The following is a 20,812-nucleotide window of genomic DNA, read 5'->3' as shown; positions in this document are numbered from 1 at the left end:
AACGCTTATGCAAGCGCGGCCCGTTTGCTTCTCACTCTCTCCAACGCAAGACTTTCTTCTGCAAGGTCCGCTTCGGCTTCCGCATCGTTGAAGGAATTGATCGCCAGCTCCAGGAATTGCTCGGCTTTTTTGAGTTCTGCCAACGGCTCCGGGCAGTCTTCCATGTCGGCCATGTTTTCCAGCACGGCTGCGATCGTGACGAGCGTTTGTGACGCCTGGTAGACGGATCCGGTCTTCTGCTGGATTTCAAGGACTTGTTGCAGGTCAGCGGTCGCCGACCGCATCGCAATCAATCCTTCCTCACCGCCCGCATTTCCCATTAAGGAAAGGCAGAGCGCGCGGCCAAAAAGGGTTGATGACCAGTCGATGGGATTGTCCTCGGGGGAGAGCAGTTCGAGTGCTTCCGTGTAATATCGGAATGCTGTCTGAAGAACTGCCGATCGCTCGGTGTCCTCGAGATGGACGGCAATGCGCGCCAGAATGTTCGCCTGGTTGTAGCGATTGATCCGCCATTCATCAGGCGTATCATGTCGCGAGAGATAACTGTCGATTTCCGCCAACACATCCGCAGCCCGGCCCAGATAAGCGTGTCCCGTTTGAGGGTCGGTCCCGGCGAGGTGCCTAAGGGTCGCTGCAAGTCCGGATTTTGCGGCGATCCAGTTTCCGCGATCCACTTCCACGTCGAGTATCGCAATTGCCTCTTCGTGATAGCGTTCTGCGTCTTTGAGGAGGGCTTCAGCGGGCGGACCGGGATCACGCCGCGCCTTTTCTGTCAGAACGCCGGCAAGGCTTGTCAAAACGGCCGCACGTGTCGGCTCGTTTCCACCGTCGATTTCCAGGGTCTTGAGGAGAAAGCCATAAATCTCTGCGGCCCGGTCAAAACAGGCTGTTGCAGCTATCCCGGCCAGCATACGCCCCTGCGCTTCGAGCATGGTTGCATAGTCATGGTTCATCGCAAACAGTTCACCAACAGGAACCGCTCCCATAGCGTCAGGGATCGCACTTTCGGCCAGCTCGATTGCTTCTGCAATGGCCGTGCCGCCATAGGTAGATCCATAAGCTTGTACCTGCCTGGCCGCGTCGAATTTCCGGCGATGACTTTCAGCCACGTCCACAACTGCGAGGCTGTTTGCGGCATCGACCAGCAATTGCCTTGCTTGTTGCGGATTGCCGCGCAGAAATGCAACATGCGCCTGCGTTTCCATAACCCTCGCGTTGTCTTCAAGGGGCTTCCGCAAAGTGTCATTCGTCGTCTCGCGGATTGACCGCAGGAGGCGGTCGGCTTCTTCCAGATCCAGCTTCGCGATCGCCGCATCGACCGCTGACAGAACGTTGTCAATGCGCTGGCTGGTTCCGCGAAGGGCTTTGACTTCCTTTTTGAGGGCGCGATAGTCGCGTGCCTTGCCGTTCAGAAAAGCGCGAAGATCCGGAAGTGACATTGTTTCCGGTTCAGGTTCGCCGAACCTCAAGGCCAGTGCTTCGAGCGTATCGCGCGTTTGAGTTTCCAGGTTGTCGAGCCGCTCCGAGACACTGTCGATCTTGTGCTCCATGCGGTGCGCTGTCTGAAGCAAGTCCGCCATACATGCTGGCGTCAGGTCGGCCGCGTATTCTTTCGTGCGCAGGAGCGGAGCCAGCGTCGGCACTACAATCGCAAGAAACAGGTCCTTCATGTTGGTCTGGCGCAGTTCTCCCGTCGGATCGTTTCCGTCGGTGATTTTTGCAAGCATTGCATCGGCGCAGGCGGCCGGATCCATATCCGCTGCCGTGATCTCACCCGGATCCAGCAGACCGATCTCGACTATTTGCATGAAACGCGCGTCCGCATCTTGCGGCGCGTCGCGAAAGTCGCTGAACAGGGCGTCGGCTGCCACAATCAGATCGGTTGCCATGGCGGCGACTGACTTCGGTGGGCGTGATGCGAGTTTGCGAATGGCGTCATAGACGCCGAGACCGGCCTTCGGGCCGGGAGCTGAAGCCATTCCGCTCATGGCCACCAGCAGCCGGATGGCATTCGCAATGTTGTTCGACTGACTCATGAGTTTCGGAGCCTCCGCTCAATCGCTGGAGCAAGTCTGCCATCACTTCAAAGGGCGTGGCAAACTGAAGACGCAACTCAGGCGGCTTTCGTCATCTTCTGGAAGGTGAAGAGGTGAGATTGAGCGTTTGCCGAGAACCAATGCCGTACTCGATTAATGTGAGATCGCCCCTCGTTCCAACCGCTCGGGAAACTTGATCCTGGCGTTGAGAACTCTCACGTTCATGAGGCAAATGTTTTCGGCGTTGTTCGGCGTTGGTTGGACAATTTGCCGCGATTTGGACGGTGAAAACACGTGATGATACGGATCATCGGCGGCCACGCCTTGCGCTAGCGTAGATATGTTGAATGCAAGTGGACAGGTGCTGACTTGAATATTCTGATTGCCTACGCATCCACCGAGGGACACACCGAAAAGGTCGCGAAACATATTGGGACACGTCTGTCGGCCGGCGATCACATCGTCCGGTATCACAACGTGCGGAACGTTTCAGGCGGTCTCGCCGTTTCGGATTTTGACAAAACCATTATCGCTGGCTCCGTTCATTCAGCACAGCACCAGAGTGATCTCGAGTTGTTCACCTTTGCAAATAGGGAGCAGCTCAACAAGATGCCCACGCTGTTTGTGAGCGTGAGCCTGGCGGCAGCTTTCCCGGACACCAGGGAAGAAGCCAGGGGATACATCAACGCCTTCCAAAAAGCGTCAAGCTGGCAACCGTCTGAAACGGTATTGGTGGCCGGTGCAGTCAAGCCCGGAAACTACGACTGGTTCGAAAAATCGGCTTTGCTGGAAGGCGATCTCGCCGGCCACGTCAATGAGGAGCTCGCTCAAACACGCGAGTTCACCGATTGGGATGCGCTTGATGCAACCGTGTCGGATTTTGTGAAAAAGTGAGCCGGTGCCTGAAGCGATAGCTTCGGCACAAGCTGGTGCTTACCTGTCCACCTTGTCTTTTAGCGGTGCGAAAAGCGGGTTCTCACGCGAAAAAACGTAATCAAGCGACTCGACCGTTACCGTGTCGGCGCCTTCCTCGATCAGAAGCTGGGCGCAATCGGCGACCGCATCCTTGGGACACAGCACGTTGACGCGGCGTGGATCGTCGCTTTCCGAAAACCGCTGGATTGCGCCGACATTGCTGACGGAGCGAAGCGCCTGGGTGCGATCGTCGACGACGGCTTTGACCAGTTTGACGTTTCTGGCAGCCTCTTCCGCGGCAATGCGGTCAAGGATGGCGCGGGCTCCTGAAAGGGCCGCAGCACTCCAGTCGGCGTTGAGAGACGCCACCAGGTTGGCCTGGCTCTTGAGGATCACACCGTCGCTCAGGATCTTCAGGTTGTTTGCATGAAGAGTGGAGCCGGTTGTCGTGATGTCGACAATGAGTTCAGCTGCACCGGCCGCGGGCGTTCCCTCTGTCGCACCGGCGCTTTCCACGATGCGGTAGTCGGCGATCCCGTTCCTGGCGAAAAAGGAACGTGTAAGATTGACGTATTTGGTGGCAACACGCAGGCGCCGTCCGTGCCGGCTTCGGAAATCGGAGGCGACATCGCTGAGGTCGGCCATTGTCTCTACATCGATCCACGCCTTGGGCACTGCAACGACCACATCAGCCGGTCCGAAACCGAGAGGCGTGACGATGTGAACCGTCGCAGACGGGTCGGAAATGTTTTCTTCGACAAGATCGAGCCCGGTGACGCCGAAATGAACCGAGCCGTCAGAAAGCGCCCGCGCAATCTCGGAGGCGGAGAGAAAGGCTATCTCGACCGTGTCGAGACCCTTGATCGCGCCGCTGTAGTTACGCGCGCCGCCTGGCTGAAGAACCTTCAGACCGGCGCGCCCGAAAAACGCGTGCGTGTTTTCCTGCAGGCGGCCCTTGGAAGGAATGGCGATGATCAGCTTGCTCATGGTTCAGCTCTTGCCCTCGATACTCGCGGCAATCCGGTCCAGCCACATGGAAAAGCCGATGGCCGGAACATTTTCACCCGCGCCGAGCAACGTCAGCAACTTGTCGTAACGGCCCCCGCCAACCAGCGGTCCTCCAATCTCAGCGGAAGCTGCATGGATTTCAAAGACGAAGCCGGAATAGTAGTCAAGCCGGCGGCCGAACTCTGCGGCGAAGGTCACACGCGATGGCGCAATCCCTTTTGCCGCCAAGGCTGACAATCGGCGCTCGAACGCTGCAATAGGCGCGTCCAGGTCCAGTTTGTTGGAGGTGCTGAAGTCCCTGAGCGCCTTCACGGCTGCATCGCCATCGGCTTTGAGGGCGAGATAAGCACGCAGCGTCTTTGCCGCCTGATCGTGCCCGCGCGCACCGCTTGCAAGCGCGGCTTGTTCCAGGAAGCGGTCGGCGATTTCACTTGGTGTCCGGCCGCCGACCGCAGAGATGCCTGCGATTGACAGAAGGTCTTCCACGACGGCGTGCGCCGCTGCCGGGTCAGCGCCTTCCAACGCTGACAGAAATCCGAGACGGACATCCCGGTTGTCTTCGTCGGTGGAACTGTTGCCGGCCATACGATCAATCGCCGATGTCAGCTTGTCCGTTTCGCCGAAGAGGTCGCGAAGCCGCCGGCGCCAGACCTTTGGCAGATCCAATCCTGTGAGGACGGCGGCAAAGAGCGCCTCGTCTCCAATGCGAATGGACATGCCCGAAGCACCAAAGGCGTCCAGTGCACGATCTGAAAGTGCAAGCAGATCTGCATCGGCCTCTGCAGTATCCGTTCTGCCGAGGCTCTCCGCGCCAAGTTGCGGAATCTCGCCAAGCCCGTCCGGCCTCTGACGGAACACAGGCCCGTTGTAACAATAGGCGGCGGGAAGCTTCGCTTTGCCGGAGGCGACATGCTGGCGGCCAACGGGAATAGTGAAGTCCGGACGCAGACAAAGGTCCGTGCCGCCGGATCCCTGGGTCAGATACAGTCTGCGGCGGATGTCCTCGCCTGTCAGATCGAGAAAAACGTCGGCCGGCTGCAGGATCGGCGGGTTCACGAGATCATGTCCGGCATCCTTTAACAGAGCCAGCACAGTTTCGATCTTCTTTGGGTCCAAACCGCTTGTTTGAGCCGCCGCCATTGTTCAACCCTCGCTCTGACGCCGGCGGTCTTCCGCCTGATCGTCCAGTAGACCGCGCACGGTTTCAACGAGGTCTGCCTCTTTGACCGTGATCTGCGCCGGACGGCTTTCGCGCCACGTGATGTTGTCGGTGATTTCTTCCGAAAGACGTTTGCCCTCGATCAGGTCCTTGATCTGGAGTTCACCGACACTCCGTTCGTCCGAACCCTGAATGATCGCGACCGGACAGTTGCGCCGGTCGGCATATTTCAGCTGGTTGCCGAACTTCTTCCAGTTGCCCTGGTACATTTCTGCGCGGATACCGGCGCTTCTGAGATCCTGAACCATTTTCTGGTAACGGCCGAGCGCATCGACATCGCCATCCATCACCGTGACCAGAACCGGCGCGACAACATCCGAAGAATTCAGCTTGCCGAGGTTCTTCAAGGCAGTCATCAGCCGCGTGACACCCATGGAAAAACCGGTTGCCGGAACGTCGCGTCCGGTGAAGCGCTTGACGAGACCGTCGTAGCGTCCGCCGCCGCCAACCGAACCGAATTGGACGACCTCGCCCTTCTCATTGGTGACATCGAACAGCAATTCGGCTTCGTAGACAGGGCCGGTGTAATACTCAAGGCCGCGAACGACGGTCGGATCGATCTTTATTTGAGCTTCACTGTAGCCCGAAGACTCAATCAGTGCAGCGATCTGGGCAAGCTCGTTCAAGCCTTCGATGATCTTTTCGTTGGGATCAAACAGTAACGCGAAGATGCTCAGATTCTCGATGTTCCAACAGTCACTGACGGAGCTTGGCAGTTCGACAAGGGCTGATAGAGAATCAATCTTGTCCTGCCAGGCAGCCTGCGTATGAGAATCAACACTTTCGGGGTCGCTCCATGTAGTCGGATGCTCTTGGAACGGCAAAGGATAGGGGCCAAGGAGATCGTCTAAAGCGTTGCTGTAGCGCGCTCCTTTTAAGATGGATTCGAAATCAGCAAACTTGATTAGAGGATCGATCTGCTCTTCAGTTAACTTGGCGCCAGAGGTGAAGTCACCACTTTCATCTCTTCTGCCTTCACCCAAAAGAAGTCGAACGCCATCGGCGCCGAACTTGTCGAATTTATCGAGAGCTCTTAGAACCGTCAGTCGGCGCTCGTCGTTTTCTTCCCCGCCGAGACCGATGGAGTCCAGAACGCCGTCGAGGACCTTCCGGTTGTTGACGCGGATGACATACTGGCCGCGCGGAATGCCGAGCGCTTCCATCGTGTCGGCGAACATCATGCACATTTCCGCATCCGCCTGGACACCCGGGGCACCGACTGTATCGGCATCGAACTGCATGAACTGGCGGAAACGGCCCGGTCCCGGTTTTTCGTTCCGGAACACCCAGCCGGCACGGTAGGTGCGATAGGGCAGCTGGATCTCGTTGATGTTTTCCGAAACGTGGCGCGCAAGCGGAGCCGTCAGGTCGTAACGCAAGCTCATCCACTGGTCGTCTTCGTCCTGGACCGAAAAGACCCCCGCATTCGGACGGTCGGTGTCCGGCAGGAATTTGCCGAGGCAATCGGTGAATTCGAACGCCGGTGTTTCGACCGGGTCAAACCCGTATTTTTCATAGACCGCGCGGATCCTGCCGATCATCTCGTCAGTTGCGCGAATGTCGTCGGCAGAGCGGTCGAGAAAGCCCCGCGGCAGGCGGGCCTTCAGTTTATTCGGTTTTTTGGCCATGAAGTCGTCAGATCCCGGCGAGTTCCTGGCCGATTGCACCAGCAATTTTGCGGCAACCGGCACTCAGACAGTTGCGGTTGTCCTAGACGAAAGCGGGGTTGAGAGCAAGGTTGGAGAAAAGCTCGTGACAGGGCAGGGCTGGCGACCGAGAACGCCGGAGCGCGAAAAGGGTCCGCCACTGCCTTGATTGCATCACACTTGCAGGCAATAGGGGCAGGCCTGAAATGAGGATCAGGCCAAAACAGGCGTGGAAAGATACGGGACGGCAGCCGGGCAGAGCGTCTTTGCTTGTATTTAACCCATGGCAGGCTATGGTCCGCGCAATTCTGCAGGTGTATGTCGCTTGCTGCCCGGCAAGGGCGAAATTGGCGAACAAGGTTGGAATATGGAAAGCGCAGCCAGCATTGCACAAGGCACTGAAGACGAGAGCTGGGATGGGTCCCGGCAGCCTCGCGATGCGCGCGTTGCCGAACTCTCCATCATCTTACCCAGTTTCAACGAAGCCAAGAATATCCCGATCCTGGTCGGCCTTCTCGACAAGGCGCTTGCCAGTATCGCCTGGGAGGCGATCGTTGTCGACGACAATTCCCCGGATGGAACCACCGAAGTGGCCCGCTCTATTGCAGAGACTGATCCCCGCATCCGGGTGATCCGAAGGATCGGCAGGCGTGGACTTTCTGGAGCCTGCATCGAAGGAATTCTGTCGTCTTCCGCGCCCTATGTCGCCGTAATGGATGCCGACCTGCAGCATGACGAAAGCCTGCTACCGAAGATGTTTGAGGCCATCAAGTCGGATGAAACCGACCTGGTAGTCGCCAGCCGCAAAGTCGCGGGCGGAACTGTCGGCGAAGGGTTATCGGCGATCCGGGCCTGGGGCTCGAATATTGCAAACGGTCTGGCCCAGAAGCTCCTCAACGTGACCTTGAGCGATCCGATGAGCGGTTTTTTCATGGTGCGCCGGGACAAAGCCGAGGCGCTTGCGTCAAGACTGTCGCCGCAGGGGTTCAAGATCCTGCTCGATCTCGTGTCCAGCGCAAACGGAACTCTCAACATCAAGGAACTTCCCTTCACGTTCCGCGAACGCCAGCACGGTGAAAGCAAGCTGGATACGCTGGTGACGCTGGACTATTTCGGTCTGCTGCTCTCCAAGTATTTCGGTGACATCGTTTCCACGCGGTTTCTGATGTTCGGCCTTGTCGGGGCAAGCGGGTTGTTCGTTCATCTTCTTGCCTTGCGTTTCTTCCTCCTCGGGGGACTGGAATTCAACATCGCTCAGACTGCGGCGTCTTTCGTCGCCATGACGTCGAACTTCTTCCTGAACAACCAGTTGACGTATCGCGACAGGCGCTTGAGCGGTTTCAGAGCCCTGATCGGCCTGTTGACCTTCTATGCCGTCTGTTCGGTGGGCGTATTGGCCAATGTCGGCGTTGCCAACCTGATCTATGCAGACCCGGCCTATTGGTGGCTGGCCGGCACGGCGGGTGCGGTCATGGGAGCGGTTTGGAACTATGCCGCGAGCTCGGCGCTCACATGGCGGAAGTCCTGACGATCGGGCAGTAGACAGCGTGGAAAAGACAGAAGATCTGCCGTTTTTTATCCGGCCGGTAGGACTGGTCCTGATCGTCGGTCTGCTGACGGCGACCAAGCTGTTTGCGGCGACCAACGCTTATATTGTCGAGGACGAGGCGTATTACCGGCTGTGGGGTCTTCATCCGGCGCTGAGCTATTATGACCACCCGCCGATGATCGGCTGGTGGATCGCCGCGGGACAGGCGCTCTTCGGCGACACCGTCTTCGCCCTGCGGGGGCTGGTGGTCGTGTCCGGTCTTGCCGGCTCCCTGGCGCTCTGGCGAACCGCCACGATCCTGTTCGATCGACGCACAGCCGGTTGGGCGGTTCTTTTCCTCAACACCAGCCTCCTAATCGGGATCGGCGGCATCCTCGCAACGCCGGACGCGCCTTCGGTCGTGTTCTGGGGCCTGACCTTCTGGGCGCTCGCCGAACTCTCCGTCTCGAAAAATCCGAACTGGTGGCTGCTGGTCGGCCTGATGGCTGGCCTTGGCCTCCTGTCCAAATACTCGCTCCTGTTCCTGGGAGCAGGCATTGTCTTGTGGCTCGTTTGGGTGCCCGATGCCCGCCGGTGGTGGAGCGCCTGGCAATTATGGGTGGGCGGCATGATCGCTCTCGCATGTTTCTCACCGGTTCTCTACTGGAACCAACTGCATGAGTGGGCGAGCTTCTACAAGCAATTCGGCCGGGCTGGCAGCGGCGGTTTCACGACCAAATACGTCTTTGAATTTCTGGGGGCGTTCGTTGGATTGTTGAACCCTTTGATCGCGATACTGGCCGCCGCTGGAGGCGCAACGCTCTTCAAGGCAGTGCGCGCAAGAGACAACGCGGCGTCCTTGATATTGCTGACGACGCTGCCGTTTCTACTCTATCTGACCTATCACTCGCTTCATTCCCGGGTTCAGGCGAACTGGCCAGCACCACTTTTTCCAGCCTTTGCCATGATGGCGGCGGTCTTTGTAGGATCTTTGCGGGCCGACCAGCAGCTCTGGCGGAAAGTCGCCGTTGCCGGTGCCGGCCTTGGAATTCTGGTCGCGGTACTGGTTCAGTCTCATGCGGTCTGGACCTTTACCGGCCAACTTGCGCGCAAGGACCCGACATTCCAGTTGCGCGGCTGGCAAGAAATCGGGGCGTCTGTGAAGCAATTGGCTGAACAGGAAGATGCGGCATACATTCTGACCATGAGCTATGGCCTCAATGGGCAGGTCGATTTTCTGATGAAGGACACTTTGCCCGTCGTTCAGGCGACCGAACGCATCCGCTACAGCATGATGCCGGATCCGGATGAGACCCTCTTTCAGCAACCGGGCCTCTACATCACCGAGAAGCGCCGCAACAAGTCGGGGGATCTGGAAAAGTCTTTCGAAACGGTTGAGGAACTCGCCGTGCTGGAGCGCAAGGTGAAAGGCGTGCCGCTGGAACAGCTGGTGGTCTACAAGGTTGACGGTCTGAAGGGACCGGTTTTTGAGCCTTTGATGCACCGCTAACGGTCAGTTTACCTATAGAACAGCCCTATTTGAGACTTGCAAAGCCACTTCGAATGCCGCAGGGAAAAGGCGGAAGACTGATTCACCTGCCTGCCTGTCGGATTAAATGAAGCGAATTACACTCGGTGCACTGGATTACGGTCTCGCCTTTGGCGTTGACCGCGCTCTGCGCGATCTGGCCGAACATGGCCGTTTGAGTGCCGTGGGAGCCCTGGTGACGACCGAGCTTTGGCCGCGCGAATTCAGACCGCTGCAGGAAATCGCCGAAAAGGTCGGCAAGCAGGTACTCTTTGGAATCACGCTGGCCTTCAGCGGCGACAGGGTCACGCCCGTCAGCACGCGTATGCAGGACATTTACGGCGAGCGCATGCTCACACGGGAGCAAATCAACAGGAGAGCCTTCTTCAGGCTTTTGCCCGACGAGCTCCTGTTCGAAGAATCGCTTGCGCAGCTCGCGCGCTACAGCGTGCTGATGCAACGTCCGCCGGATTTCGTCGCCGTCCGTGACGGTCTCTTGGCAAGAACCTCACTTGCCCGGATCGTGTTCAAGGCAATCGATCGTGCAGACTTCGAGACCCCGCCTCTGGTGATTTCGCCGGTGCGGTCCGGGTTCAAGACCTTGCGGCTGGCGCGCGTTGCAAAGTCGTACAATCTGCAAGTTCTGCCCAAGGGCAACCCGCTGCCGCAAACCAGCGATGTTGAGGAACTTCAGGATCTTTTGCTCAACCATTTCGACGGAATGAGCGACCGAAGCTTTGTCGCGGCGATTCCCGGAAAATCGGATGACAGGCTGATGCGGAACGAGCCGCGAAAAAAAATTGCCATACGTGAATGTCAGTATGAGGTGCTCAGGAGCACGCGTTTTTTTCAGACGCTCGATCGGAAAGATGTATTTTTGAACTGAAAATCGGCTGACTTCGCGCGATTTTGATCGGCGGAACGAAAAAACGGCTCTGCGGGGAACAGAGCCGTTTTTCGTGGAGGTCAGGAAGTGGGGAGGGGCGGCCCCGCTTCCATGACTCATGATATAGGTATTTTTTTCTTGAACGCACGTGATGGAAATCACAGGATTGCGTGTGGGATCAATTTTATGTCGTGAACGTCCTTGGCAGGGGGTAGGTGTGGCAGAAATAAAAGACTTCTTGAAGAATAGCTTTTCCTTGGAAGGGCTTGAACCCGATTTGGCGGTTGGGCTGTCGCGTCTCGCTCGTCCCATGAAGATTGCAGCCGGGACGATCCTGTTCGAAAATGGTGATCCCGGAAACGGTTGCTATGCGGTGCTGGAAGGGTCGCTGAAAGTGTCTTTGCTTTCTGTAGAAGGTGATGAGCAGCTTCTGGCGGTTTTGGGGCCGGGTGACCTGGTTGGTGAACTTGCGCTGCTGGATGGCCGTCCGCGCTCGGCCACGGTCAGTGCCTTGAAGGAAGCGCAGCTTGCTTTCATCGACAAGGCGGCATTTCAGAGGTTTTCCGATGAACATCCCGCCGTTTACCGGCACATGCTGTCTATTGTCGGCAAACGTTTGCGGCATGCCAATGATGTTCTTGCGGCCAGATCGTTTCTGCCTCTGCCCGGACGCGTGGCGCAGACCCTGTTGCAGTTGTCCGAGACATTCGGAAAACCGCTGGACGACGGCCGGACCCTCATTCACTACAAGCTCAGCCAGGCGGATATCGCCAACATGGCCGGCGCAGCCCGCGAAAACGTCAGCCGTGTCCTGAACGACTGGAAACGATCCGGCACAATCAGCCGGATTTCGGGTTACTATTGCCTTGAGGATCTTGCGTTCCTGGAGCAGGCGGCGACGCTCTGATCTGCTGTTTTCGAAAGTACGTGCTGTTATGACCGGCAATGACAAATGCCGGTTGCGAACGTGTCATCTCCACAGGGGGGTGACATGCCCGAAGGGCGAAAGTGCCGGATATCGCTTTCTTCCGTCCAGACGCAGGAACGCCTGAAAACTATCCGGGCAAAGCCGTGCGCTGCGTTCCCGCCAGGATCGTTGCCAGTGTTTCCGTGTTCAGATTGTCCAGAAAGGCCTCGGAGGCGCGTGCCATGGCCCCTTTGAGTGCGCAGCGCGGCAGAAAGGCACAAACGGTCGCTTCCGGCTTCAAACAGGCGACCACGCCCAGGTCCGGTTCGATCAGCCGGACGACGTCGCCGAGACGGATAGCATCTGGAGCCCGGCCCAGCCGGATGCCGCCCCCGCGTCCGCGCGTTGTTGCAAGGTAGCCGCTGCGCGCCAGCTGAGCGACGATTTTCATGACATGTGACTTGGCCAGACCAAGTTCCTTGCTGAGCCTGTCGACGGTCTGGGGGCTGTCCGACTGGCCGGTGGCCATCAGAATTCTCAAGGCAAAATCGCTGGCCTGACTGAGGCGCATGGCAGGGTCCCATAAAACATTCATCTGAGATGTTGATTTTAGAGTAAGGGTGTGGCATTTAAAAGATGCATTTTAGATGAATGTTATGGAGAAAGCGATGGAAAGCCACAGACCCGGTCCCGGCAGATACAAGCTCAGGCCCCGCCCGGCACCCCGGTCGGGCGATCGGCTGTGCCGGTTCGAAACGGTGGATGCACAAGCGATCCAGGTCATGGTTCACACGTTTTACGGATGCATCCGCGAGCATCCTCGCCTCGGCGGCATCTTCAACAAGCGGCTGGACGGCAAATGGGAAGATCATTTGCCGAAGATGGAAGCCTTCTGGCAATCGGTTCTGCTGAAGAACGGCGCCTACAAAGGCAAACCGGTGCCGGCACATTTGAAACTGAAAGAGGTCGTCAGTTCGGACTATGCGGACTGGTTGTTGGTATTCCGTCCGGTCGTGCGCGAACTTTTCGTGCCGGAAATCGCGGACGAAATCATTGCCGTTGCGGAACGAATTGCGCAGAGCCTCTGGCTTGCGACGTTCGGGCATGCGGGTTCCATGCCTCCCGCTGAACTGACTTCGCAACACTCTGAATGGAGCGGATCATGCTGGTAACAATCGTTCTGGTGGCTGAAGCCCTCGTGATTGTCTGGTTCACTGTGTTCACGCTGATGCTGACATCGATGTATTTGGATTCCAAAGACCTCCCCCTGCCGAAACTCGACATTGCCGGACGGACGCTGATCGGCAGCGCAAAGCTCGCCTTTTTCGCCGGTATGGCAGCGCTCGTCGTCCTGACCGTGTTTGAAATGCCGGTCTTCAGCTAGAAAGGAAACAGTATGTCGATCTCGAAAATACTTCCGCGCGGCTTGCCGATCCTCCTGATCTGGATTGCGGCTCCACTTCCTCTGTGGATCATGGCGATCCTGATGCTGGTGATCTGACAAGAAGCGCTTGTGATCTGCCTGTCTCCCGCTAGTCTTTCCTGAAAGGAAACGGAGGGGTGAGCGTGAGCAACGAAGAGGACAGACCGTCGGGCGAATTGACGCTGCGCACAATGGCGATGCCGGCAGATACCAACGCGGCCGGAGACATCTTCGGAGGTTGGGTGTTGTCGCAGATGGATCTTGCCGGAGGGATCGCCGCCGGTCAGCGCGCTGAAGGTCGAGTGGTGACCATCGCCGTCGATCGGATGAAATTCATCCGCCCGGTTCATGTCGGCGACGTTCTGTGTGTCTATACGGATGTCGTCAAAGTCGGAAACACGTCAATGGAAATCAAGCTTGAGGCCTGGGCGCTTCGGCACCGCTATGGCCACCGTGAAAAGGTAACGGAAGCTCATTTCACCTTCGTTTCCGTAGACGATGGCGGGCGTCCGCGCCCTGTTCCCAATTGACCGTCGGCTCCGCTCAAGGTTCGTGTCTTTTGACAATGTCTGCGAAAAGATCTTCATCGACGACACTGGTGCAGCCGCAGGCCCAAAGGCGCAGCAGGTTCTGAAGGCGGTCAATCCGCTGATCCCGCGTCAAAGGGGCCTTGTGCCTCGGAAGGCCGCCGATGATCCGGCGGCTCCTGATACGCATCATCACGCAGTCTTCGGCAGCCTTCAGCCAGACACTCGTGTCGGCGAAAGTCGCTTTCACCGCCTGATGGTGTTCGACAAGGAACGCCGCTCGCCCGGATATAGGCTCACTCAACAAAAAATCCTCCATCGGTTTCCCGAGGAGGACTGGCGCATACAATCAAACCGCTTTGTTGCCGGAAAGCCTCTTTGAGGTTCCATCCGGCCGCATCCCTTTTGCGGAAACCACCTTGCCCGGTTCGGCAGGTTGGCGAGGGCGCCAGCCCTTCTCTTGATGATGAGGGGCTTATGACATGACTTTTTCCGCTTTGCAAGCTGCTCGAAAAAAGTTGATTTTGTGCTTACGGCTGAACGCGATCATAGTCCACGCGACCATCCACGAGGTGGATTCTTCGCTTCATCCGCGACGCCAGCTCCATATCGTGTGTGACGGCAACAACCGTTGTGTTTTGCCTTTTGACGATCGATTGCAGGCTGTCAAAAACCTGTTCGGTGGCCTTGGAATCCAGACTTCCGGTCGGTTCATCGGCCAGGATAAGATCCGGCGAATTGGCAAGCGCGCGGGCGACGGCGACACGTTGGCGCTGGCCGCCTGATAACTGTGCCGGGCGGCGGTCGAGATAGTCTTCCAGGCCGAGATCGGCCAGCAGACCCTCAGCATGTTCAAGCTGACTTTTGGCGGGAAGGGCTCCGAGCTTCTGCATCGGGATCAGAATGTTCTCAAGCGCCGTGAACTCCGGAAGCAGAAAATGAAACTGAAAAACAAAGCCGATTTTTTCAAGACGCAACCTGGCCAGGTCTGCGGACGAAAGATCACCGGTTCGAGTGTCTTCGATCAGCATGTCACCTGCCGTTGGTCGATCGAGCAATCCAAGCAGATAGAGCAACGACGATTTTCCGGAGCCGGACGGTCCCGTGATCGCGACGAACTCCGCTCGCTCTATCTTGATGTTGACGTCCTCAACGAGCGTGACCGGAACCACGGCCGGTAGAATTCTGGTCAAGCTCCTGGCTTCCAGAAGGCTGCCGGCGGTCTCGCTTCGCGTCGCCGCAGCGGGGATCATGTCGCGCCTCGAATGATGTCCACCGGGTTGAGTTTCGCCGCCTTTCTGGCGGGGATGAAACCCGCAACCCCTGAGGAAAACAAGGCAAGGGAACAGGCCAGCACATAGTGAAGGTACGAAAAATGGATCGGCAGCCTGGTCATCTCGATGTCCGTTGTGACTTCGAATTTCACAGTGGCCAGATAACTCGACAGGCCAAAACCGAGCAGGCAGCCGACAATCGCTCCAAGAATTCCAATAACGAGCCCTTCCAGGACGAAGATCTGCTGGATATCCGTTTCGGGAAATCCGAGCGACTTCAGGATCGCGATATCGCGGGCCTTTTCGTGCACGATCGTGGACACAATGTTGAAGATCCCGAACCCGGCAACAACAAGGATCGCGCCGACGACCGTGTACATGATGGCATTGCGAACGACGAAAGCTTCCATAAGCCCTTCATTCGCTTCCTCCCATGAAATTGCCTTGTAGCCAAGCTGGCGTTCCGCGCGCGTTGCGACAGCGTTGGCCAGTTTGATATCGGCAAGCCGAATGGAAATACCGTTGATGATGTTGGGTTTTTCAAGCAGGATCTGAACGGCCTTGAGGGGCGCATAGGCAAGCCCTTCGTCGCTTGTGGTCACCCCAGTGTGAAACAGACCGACAATCTTGAAACGTTTTGCAATGCCGCCCGCCGACGTCAGTATGACGGTATCGCCCAGGTCCGCACCGAGGCGATTGGCGGCTTTTCGACCGATCACCAGACCATTCGCGGTCGTGTCCAGCGCTTCATAGCTTCCTTGCCGCATGTCTTCGCTGATTTTGGAGACAGCAAGTTCACGGCGGGGAACGACCCCGACAAGCGTCATGCCGATATCCTGCCCACTGTAGCGCAAAACCGCCTGACCGCTCAGCCGTTGCGCGAATTCTCCCTGAACCCATTCTCTTAAGGAAGCTATCGCCTCTGTGGGATTTCGAATGCCGCGCAGATCCTCCAGTGGTCGCAATCCGTGAAACGCAACGGCATCGTAAAGCACCGTTGCCGGCTGCTGGGCGGGCTCGCGCTGCTCATCCCGAATTTCCACATGAGGGATCGCCTCGATCAGCGTTGTCATGAAATCCCGCTGGGAACCCTCCATGAGGCTCGCCATCGCAACCGAGAAACCGACCCCAAGCGCGACACCCAGCGTCGATACAACGGTTTGCCTCATCCGGTTACGAACATGCGTCGCGGCGATTTTCAGGAGCAGCATCAGCCCGGGCCTCCGCTTACCGGTGCGACCTTGTCGCCCTCGGCGAGGTCCTCCCGGAAGGGGAACAGGACGCGGCTGTCTTCGTTCAGCCCATCGAGGATTTCGACGGATCTTGTCCCACGGATACCGGTTTTGACCGTGACAAAGGTGATGCGGTCCCGCTCGTCCAGTGTCTGAACGGTCGAACCGTCAAAGGCTGCCAGTGGCAGAAGCAGCACATCGTCTTTTTCCCGCGTGACGATGTTGATCTCCGTTGTCATCCCGATGCGCAGGAGCGTGTCGTCGGGGAGATCGAGATAGACCCGGTAGTTTTTCAGGACCGGGTCACCCTTGGGCGTGATACGCGAAACCGTCGCCACAAGATTTTCGTCTGGAAATGCATCCGAGCGAATGAGTGCCACCTGACCTTTCGCCACCTTCGGGATGTCTTCTTCATTGACTTCCGCAACAAGCTGGAGCGGTGTGGGCTGTCCGATCCAGAACAGGATTTCACCCGGCTCGGGAACCTCTCCGACAGAGCCGTCCTGGCGCAGAACGATGCCGTCCATCGGAGCGGTGATCACATAGTCCCGAAGTCTTTCCTTTTGGGCGGCGATCATCGCATTCATGCGGATCACCTCATTTTGCGCCTTGTCGAACACCTGCTGGCTGACAACCCGCCGTTCCAGAAGCTGCAGCGCGCGCTCCTGGTCCGATTGTGCCAATTCAAGCCGCGCCTCAAGTTCAGCAAGCGTTGCACGCGCATCACCGCTGTCCAGTTCCGCGATCTGGTCGCCCTGCGTGACTTCCATGCCTTCACAGCCGCAAAGCGAGATGACGCGTTCACGGATGATGCTCGTCACTTTCGCCCATCTGACCGGCTCCACGACCGCTGTTGCATACACAATCTCCGCGGCGCGTCCCTTGAAAGGCTGCGCGTATATCGCTTCAGGTGGACGGGTTGCCCAAAAAACGAGTACCGCAACGCATGCAGCAAGAAAAAGAAAGAGAGCGGGATATCGAACAAAACGCATAGTGCACCTGAGTGTGATGACCCAAGTTTAGGCACTGGCGGTGCGGCAGCCATGTCATGGATCAAATCACGCCGGGGATGCCGGTGTGTTTCGCTGGCTCAGTAGTGCGGCGGCTTTTCCACATGATGCGCAGGAAGAACATGTTCGGCCAATTCCTCCACCTGGTCGGTCATCTTGGAAACCAGTCTCGTCAAACGATCGATCCGGGTGCCTTGTTCAACCACCACGCCATTCAGATCATCGATCGTGCGGTTTGCATGAGCCAGATCGATTTCAAGCTGTTCGATCCGTGCCTCGTGATCCTGCGTCATGAGCGTGTTCCTTTGCGTTCTCGGCCGCGGCAGGTATAGGCGCATTGCGTTTGAAGAACAATTCTATTCATCGCAACTCTGCGATGGGTTTAAACTGCCACCGTGAGTGTTATATGAGCTTCGGGATCCTGGCAGGCGTTGCCGGGGCAAAACCAGAGAGATCACGATGAGCGTCCTGTCCGATTTCCCGATCACCAAGAAATGGCCTGCAGAGCACCCCGACCGGCTCCAATTGTACTCGTTGCCGACACCAAACGGTATCAAGGTCTCGGCCATGCTGGAGGAGACCGGACTGCCGTATGAGGCGCACAAGGTTGATTTTGGCACAAACGACCAGATGACACCGGAGTTCCTCTCACTCAATCCGAACAACAAGATCCCCGCCATTATCGATCCGGATGGACCCGGCGGCAAACCGCTGGCACTTTGGGAATCGGGCGCAATCCTTATCTACCTTGCCGAGAAAACCGGACAATTCTTGCCCAAGGATCCGGCCGTAAAATATCAGGCGATCCAATGGGTCATGTGGCAGATGGGTGGTTTTGGACCCATGACCGGCCAGTTGGGTTTCTTTCACAAGTTTGCCGGCAAGGCGTATGAGGACCGCCGTCCGTTCGAACGCTACCGGGATGAGGTCAAACGGCTCCTGAAAGTCCTCGACGGACAGCTCGAAGGCCGCACGTTCATCATGGGGGACGACTACACGATCGCCGATATCACTTCCTGGACCTGGGCCCGGAACATCAACGGCTTCTATGAAGCTGCGGATGTGGTCGGCTATCACGATTTCAAAAATGTTGTGCGTTGGGTCGACACGTGTCTGGCGCGGCCTGCAAGCCAGAAGGCGATCAATATTCCTGCACGGGACTAACTCGACAGAAAAAGTCGAACCGGTTGCGCGCCTATGCGCGCAACTTTTTCGGCCGGGAATAAGCGGCCACTCATTTACAAAAACACAAGCCCGGTTTGGTTCCCGTCAATCACAATGCCGCCGTTTTTCCCGAGCACCGATGTGGCCATGGCTTTTAAATACAGACGACTGGACGCAGAACACGCTGCGCAATGGCAAGCACTCCGGCTCGAAGGCGCGCGCGACTTTCCGCTTGGGTTTCTGGTAACGCTGGAAGAAACGGAGGCGACAAGCCTGGAGCGTGCCGGACAGATTCTTGGCGCCGGCGCTCAACGCGGTATTTTTGAACAAGACGAGCTGGTCGGGTTTTGCGGGTTTCGCCGCACGTTGCTGCAGCGAATGCGCCACCGCGCGGAAGTGGGCCCCTTTTTCGTTACGTCGGGATATCAGGGAACGGATGCAGCCAGTCAAATGATGTCCGGCGTTATTGAGGAGGCGCGGTCAAAAGGCGTTGAGCAACTGGAACTCTTTGTCGACACGCAAAACGCCCGGGCAATCCGTTTTTATGAGCGCCTTGGCTTCGAGCGCGCAGCAACCTACCGCGACAGCGTCCGGATCGATGGGGTCTCGCATGACGACTACTTCATGACGCTGCGGCTTGCCGGTCAGGATGTGACATAGGCAGCTCTAGGCGTGGCAGTCATGAGTCCACACTTGCCGCGTCTCGACATCTTTTGTGTCACCGGGCGGAGGCGTTCGCTCGATCTGAAAAAAGATGACGAAGTTTGACAAGCCGGCTTGCTCCGGGGCATCCGCTGTCCAGCTGCGGCACAGAAAACGAGCGTAGCTCAGAGCGAGCACCTGCGGCCTGTCCTCGTAAGTCTGGTCTTCCAGATTGGTGAGAAACTTACGCCATCGGTAGTTCGCGTAGGTAAGTGAAACGACATCCGGCTTGTTGAAATCCGCAAGTCCGATGTTGCCATTGTAGACATCCACCATCGTCCCGTCCGCGAGTTCGCCTTCAATGACAGGCCACGGACTGGTCATCTCCGGATAGGGCGCAAACATCGTCCAATTCTGATAGAGGCCAAACGCCTGACGCACCGCAACGAACTGACTTGGAAGCGACACGCCGAGTGCCGGCAGCGTCGACACATTCTGAAGTGTCACGAAGAGAAGAGACAGTGCGGCAAGGATCTGCGTCAGCGCGCCATAGCGGGGTGGAGTTTTTTGCCAGGCAAGGCAAAAAGCCGTAACGCGCGAGAAAAGCGAGCGGTTCCGCCCGACCCAATCGTAGAATATGTCTCCGCCCTTTTGCAGAAATGAGCGTCTCATCAACCAGCCCAACGGAAAGAACAAAGGCGCCGCCGACACGAGCCTGCCGAGTGCTTCAAACTTGAAAAAGCGTTCATCGCCGATTGTCAGGACCCAGGAGTTCCTTGCCTCGAGCTCTTTGCCGATTTCTGGCTCGTCCTGCGCCGGACGGACAGGCGTTTTGGGAAGAAACAGAAAGACTGTCAGCAAGTTGCATGTCTTTTCACAAAAATCGCAGCCACGGTCGAACCATATGGAAACCGGCGCGCGCGCACGGCTTGGCAAAAATGCCGCGATCCTGTCCCACATCCAGCCAGGCATGAATGCCAGGTTCATGATGATCGAGATGAACGGGAAGAATCCGATCTCCAGAAAGACCGCGAAGGCAAGATGCATGCTGATAAAGGCCAGCATGAAGATCGTGCGGCATGTCCGGTGAAACAGGGGCGAAAAGATAAGGATCGGCCCGATCAGTTCCAGAAGGTAGACGTAGTAGGTCAGCCCCGTCATGAGGTCTTGGAATTGGCGGAACCAGAGCGCAAACGGCGTGACCAGATAGTCGAGCTGGAGCGCGTAATAGACCGCTGTGCCTTCGCTCACCCAGATGGGGTGGGTCTTCAGGAGGGCGCTGAAAAAATACATCGACATGCCCTGTATCAACAGAGCTGCCGTCGCGATGGAAAAATACGCGTTTTCAGGAAACGGGCTCGAGCGTGTCAAGGCTGCGTCGACTGAATAGCGCGCGCCGAGCGGAAGGAATATTGCCCAGAACAACAACAGGAGCGCCAGATTGTCTTCGCCGGACAGGATGAATGTGTTTCGGTTTTGAAGCGACAGCAGCAACGCCCAGGAGAGTACGGTCATCAAACGCGTGTGCCAGCCAAACATGAGCGCAACGGCAACAAGCCCGGCCAGGATGAACAACGCGGCCTGGAACCATGCGGATCCGTTCGCCAGATGAAACGACCACGTGGTGACGTAAAGATGCTCGATTTGAACGGCTCGCGGCAGGACTCCAAAGTCGGTGTAGTGAGCCAAGAGATCGCGCGCGCGCATGCCGAGATCGATGAGAATCCAGGCACTGAGCAGGACGCGGAACAATGCCAGCGTACGAAGATCTATCCCAAAAACCGTCCGATAGGACGCCAGTCTAACCGCCAAGTGACCCACCGCTGCTGGCAACAATCGTCATGCCTGGATCTTGAATTCCTCACGA

General features: G+C 57.4%; 21 protein-coding genes, 1 pseudogene and 1 riboswitch. Of the genes and pseudogenes, 11 read left to right on the top strand and 11 right to left on the bottom strand.

Annotated features, from left to right (window positions below; all coding sequences use genetic code 11):
• Positions 1-5: 5 nt before the first annotated feature.
• A complete protein-coding gene (locus tag Q0915_RS31570; protein ID WP_299484324.1) occupies positions 6-2,036 on the bottom strand; it encodes a hypothetical protein in 2,031 nt (676 codons plus the stop codon).
• Positions 2,037-2,405: 369 nt separating this feature from the next.
• Between Q0915_RS31570 and Q0915_RS31565 the strand changes: the two genes are divergently transcribed.
• Entirely contained in the window at positions 2,406-2,930 is a 525-nt protein-coding gene (locus Q0915_RS31565; protein ID WP_299484323.1) for a flavodoxin domain-containing protein, read from the top strand.
• Between the two features lie 39 nt (positions 2,931-2,969).
• On the opposite strand, the gene hisG is transcribed toward Q0915_RS31565, so the two are convergent.
• From hisG to Q0915_RS31550, 3 genes and pseudogenes are all read right to left on the bottom strand, one after another.
• Positions 2,970-3,938 carry an ATP phosphoribosyltransferase gene (hisG, locus tag Q0915_RS31560; protein ID WP_299484322.1) on the bottom strand — a complete coding sequence of 323 codons (969 nt, stop codon included), beginning with the start codon at positions 3,936-3,938 and terminating at the stop codon, positions 2,970-2,972.
• A gap of 3 nt (positions 3,939-3,941) precedes the next feature.
• A complete protein-coding gene (locus tag Q0915_RS31555) occupies positions 3,942-5,099 on the bottom strand; it encodes an ATP phosphoribosyltransferase regulatory subunit (protein WP_299484321.1) in 1,158 nt (385 codons plus the stop codon).
• Between the two features lie 3 nt (positions 5,100-5,102).
• A pseudogene (locus tag Q0915_RS31550) lies at positions 5,103-6,800 on the bottom strand (HisS family protein); the annotation flags it as partial.
• A gap of 4 nt (positions 6,801-6,804) precedes the next feature.
• Here Q0915_RS31550 and Q0915_RS31545 point away from each other — a divergent pair.
• The 5 genes from Q0915_RS31545 to Q0915_RS31525 all read left to right on the top strand — a co-directional run bounded on the left by Q0915_RS31545 (position 6,805) and on the right by Q0915_RS31525 (position 11,673).
• Positions 6,805-6,993, top strand: coding sequence for a hypothetical protein (locus Q0915_RS31545; protein ID WP_299484319.1), 189 nt, complete (start codon positions 6,805-6,807; stop codon positions 6,991-6,993).
• 198 nt (positions 6,994-7,191) lie between these two features.
• Positions 7,192-8,352, top strand: coding sequence for a glycosyltransferase family 2 protein (locus Q0915_RS31540; protein WP_299484318.1), 1,161 nt, complete (start codon positions 7,192-7,194; stop codon positions 8,350-8,352).
• Positions 8,353-8,371: 19 nt separating this feature from the next.
• A complete protein-coding gene (locus Q0915_RS31535; protein ID WP_299484317.1) occupies positions 8,372-9,862 on the top strand; it encodes a glycosyltransferase family 39 protein in 1,491 nt (496 codons plus the stop codon).
• A 106-nt stretch (positions 9,863-9,968) separates the two neighbouring features.
• A complete protein-coding gene (locus Q0915_RS31530) occupies positions 9,969-10,766 on the top strand; it encodes a ChbG/HpnK family deacetylase (protein WP_299484316.1) in 798 nt (265 codons plus the stop codon).
• Between the two features lie 217 nt (positions 10,767-10,983).
• A complete protein-coding gene (locus Q0915_RS31525; protein WP_299484315.1) occupies positions 10,984-11,673 on the top strand; it encodes a Crp/Fnr family transcriptional regulator in 690 nt (229 codons plus the stop codon).
• A 148-nt stretch (positions 11,674-11,821) separates the two neighbouring features.
• On the opposite strand, the gene Q0915_RS31520 is transcribed toward Q0915_RS31525, so the two are convergent.
• Positions 11,822-12,244 carry an Rrf2 family transcriptional regulator gene (locus Q0915_RS31520; protein WP_299484314.1) on the bottom strand — a complete coding sequence of 141 codons (423 nt, stop codon included), beginning with the start codon at positions 12,242-12,244 and terminating at the stop codon, positions 11,822-11,824.
• 97 nt (positions 12,245-12,341) lie between these two features.
• Between Q0915_RS31520 and Q0915_RS31515 the strand changes: the two genes are divergently transcribed.
• From Q0915_RS31515 to Q0915_RS31505, 3 genes are all read left to right on the top strand, one after another.
• A complete protein-coding gene (locus Q0915_RS31515) occupies positions 12,342-12,845 on the top strand; it encodes a group III truncated hemoglobin (protein WP_299484313.1) in 504 nt (167 codons plus the stop codon).
• Positions 12,836-13,057 (top strand): hypothetical protein, encoded by a 222-nt coding sequence (locus tag Q0915_RS31510; protein WP_299484312.1) that lies wholly within the window; start codon positions 12,836-12,838, stop codon positions 13,055-13,057. The genes Q0915_RS31515 and Q0915_RS31510 overlap by 10 nt, the downstream gene beginning before the upstream one ends.
• A 230-nt stretch (positions 13,058-13,287) precedes the next feature.
• Positions 13,288-13,626, top strand: coding sequence for an acyl-CoA thioesterase (locus Q0915_RS31505; RefSeq protein ID WP_299484405.1), 339 nt, complete (start codon positions 13,288-13,290; stop codon positions 13,624-13,626).
• Between the two features lie 13 nt (positions 13,627-13,639).
• Here the strand turns inward: Q0915_RS31505 and Q0915_RS31500 are convergent, their stop codons facing one another.
• The 5 genes from Q0915_RS31500 to Q0915_RS31480 form a co-directional block, all read right to left on the bottom strand.
• Positions 13,640-13,927 (bottom strand): hypothetical protein, encoded by a 288-nt coding sequence (locus Q0915_RS31500; protein ID WP_299484311.1) that lies wholly within the window; start codon positions 13,925-13,927, stop codon positions 13,640-13,642.
• A gap of 44 nt (positions 13,928-13,971) precedes the next feature.
• Positions 13,972-14,095, bottom strand: a riboswitch (SAM-I-IV-variant riboswitch).
• A gap of 58 nt (positions 14,096-14,153) precedes the next feature.
• Positions 14,154-14,876, bottom strand: a complete 723-nt coding sequence (locus Q0915_RS31495) for an ABC transporter ATP-binding protein (protein WP_299484310.1) — start codon at positions 14,874-14,876, stop codon at positions 14,154-14,156.
• Positions 14,873-16,111, bottom strand: a complete 1,239-nt coding sequence (locus Q0915_RS31490) for an ABC transporter permease (protein ID WP_299484404.1) — start codon at positions 16,109-16,111, stop codon at positions 14,873-14,875. The genes Q0915_RS31495 and Q0915_RS31490 overlap by 4 nt, the downstream gene beginning before the upstream one ends.
• Entirely contained in the window at positions 16,108-16,992 is an 885-nt protein-coding gene (locus Q0915_RS31485) for an efflux RND transporter periplasmic adaptor subunit (RefSeq protein ID WP_299484309.1), read from the bottom strand. The genes Q0915_RS31490 and Q0915_RS31485 overlap by 4 nt, the downstream gene beginning before the upstream one ends.
• A gap of 227 nt (positions 16,993-17,219) precedes the next feature.
• The gene (locus tag Q0915_RS31480) at positions 17,220-17,432 is read right to left on the bottom strand and encodes a SlyX family protein (RefSeq protein WP_299484307.1); all 213 of its coding nucleotides are present in this window, start codon (positions 17,430-17,432) and stop codon (positions 17,220-17,222) included.
• A gap of 166 nt (positions 17,433-17,598) precedes the next feature.
• Here Q0915_RS31480 and Q0915_RS31475 point away from each other — a divergent pair, with 166 nt between their 5' ends.
• On the top strand, positions 17,599-18,303 hold the full coding sequence (locus Q0915_RS31475; RefSeq protein ID WP_299484306.1) for a glutathione binding-like protein: 705 nt from the start codon (positions 17,599-17,601) through the stop codon (positions 18,301-18,303).
• Positions 18,304-18,450: 147 nt separating this feature from the next.
• Positions 18,451-18,963 (top strand): GNAT family N-acetyltransferase, encoded by a 513-nt coding sequence (locus Q0915_RS31470; protein ID WP_299484305.1) that lies wholly within the window; start codon positions 18,451-18,453, stop codon positions 18,961-18,963.
• A 6-nt stretch (positions 18,964-18,969) separates the two neighbouring features.
• Here the strand turns inward: Q0915_RS31470 and Q0915_RS31465 are convergent, their stop codons facing one another.
• Positions 18,970-20,757 carry an HTTM domain-containing protein gene (locus Q0915_RS31465; RefSeq protein WP_299484304.1) on the bottom strand — a complete coding sequence of 596 codons (1,788 nt, stop codon included), beginning with the start codon at positions 20,755-20,757 and terminating at the stop codon, positions 18,970-18,972.
• Positions 20,758-20,812 lie beyond the last annotated feature (55 nt).

It is taken from the genome of uncultured Roseibium sp. (genome assembly GCF_947494555.1).
In the GTDB taxonomy this organism is placed as follows: Bacteria; Pseudomonadota; Alphaproteobacteria; order Rhizobiales; family Stappiaceae; genus Roseibium.
Note: the sequence above shows the minus strand (reverse complement) of the source record. Positions and strands in the feature narration are given on the sequence as shown.